Source organism: Salipiger sp. HF18 (assembly GCF_011806505.1).
GTDB lineage: Bacteria > Pseudomonadota > Alphaproteobacteria > Rhodobacterales > Rhodobacteraceae > Salipiger > Salipiger thiooxidans.
Window position 1 is genome coordinate 1 of record NZ_JAATOS010000833.1, and the last position, 1038, is coordinate 1038.

Genomic DNA, 1038 nt, shown 5'->3' on the forward strand with positions numbered 1-1038 from the left:
CGGATCCGCTGTCAGCCGCACTTCGGTGCCCCGCAGGCCGCGGTGAATGCCCGGCAGCTTGGCGATCACCGGCTCCAGTGCCGCGCCGTCTCCCTCGAAGTGCAGCAGCGTCACCTCGCCGAGCGCCTCGGTCAGCGCCACGGTGCCGGTGTAGACGCCTGCGTCCTCGGCGATGACGAAGTCCTCGGGCCGGATACCGACGTTGACCTTGAGCCCCATGTCGTCCGGCTCGGTCGCCACATCCGAGAGCGCGGTGCCCCCGCCCGGCAGCCGCACGGTGGTCCGGGGGCCGGTGCCGATCACCTCGCCCGGCAGCAGGTTCATCGCGGGAGAGCCGATGAATTGCGCCACGAATTCCGAGTTCGGGGTCTCGTAGAGCTCGAGCGGCGTGCCGACCTGCGCCACGCCCTTGTTGGCCAGCACCACGATGCGCGAGGCCAGCGTCATCGCCTCGACCTGATCGTGGGTGACGTAGATCATCGTGCGCTCGGGCATCTGCTCCTTGAGCTGGGCGATCTCGATGCGCGTCGCCACCCGCAGCGCCGCGTCGAGGTTCGAGAGCGGCTCGTCGAAGAGATAGACCTTGGGATCGCGCACGATGGCGCGCCCGATGGCGACCCGCTGCCGCTGACCGCCCGAGAGCGCCTTGGGCAGGCGGTCAAGATAGGGCTCGAGCTGCAGCATCTTGGCGGCGCGCTGCACCGAGGCCTCGATCTCGTCCTTGGACTTCTTCGCGATCTGCAGCGCAAAGGCCATGTTGTCGCGCACGGTCATGTGCGGATAGAGCGCGTAGCTCTGGAACACCATGGCGATGCCGCGCTGCGCGGGCGGCACGTCGTTGACCAGCTGCCCGTCGATCTCGAGCGTGCCCGTCGTAATCTTCTCGAGCCCCGCGATCATTCGCAACAGCGTGGACTTGCCACAGCCCGAGGGGCCGACGAAGACGATCAGCTCGCCCGCCGTGATGTCGAGGTCGATGTGCTTCAGCACTTCGACCGTACCGCCGTAGGTCTTGCCGACGTCCTTGAGTTTCAGGTC

1 protein-coding gene is annotated in these 1038 nt (G+C 67.5%); it reads right to left on the reverse strand.

What is annotated here, in order from left to right; translation table 11 throughout:
• The coding region (locus HC022_RS27355) for an ABC transporter ATP-binding protein (RefSeq protein ID WP_167454468.1) at positions 1-1038 on the reverse strand (1038 nt) is incomplete at both ends.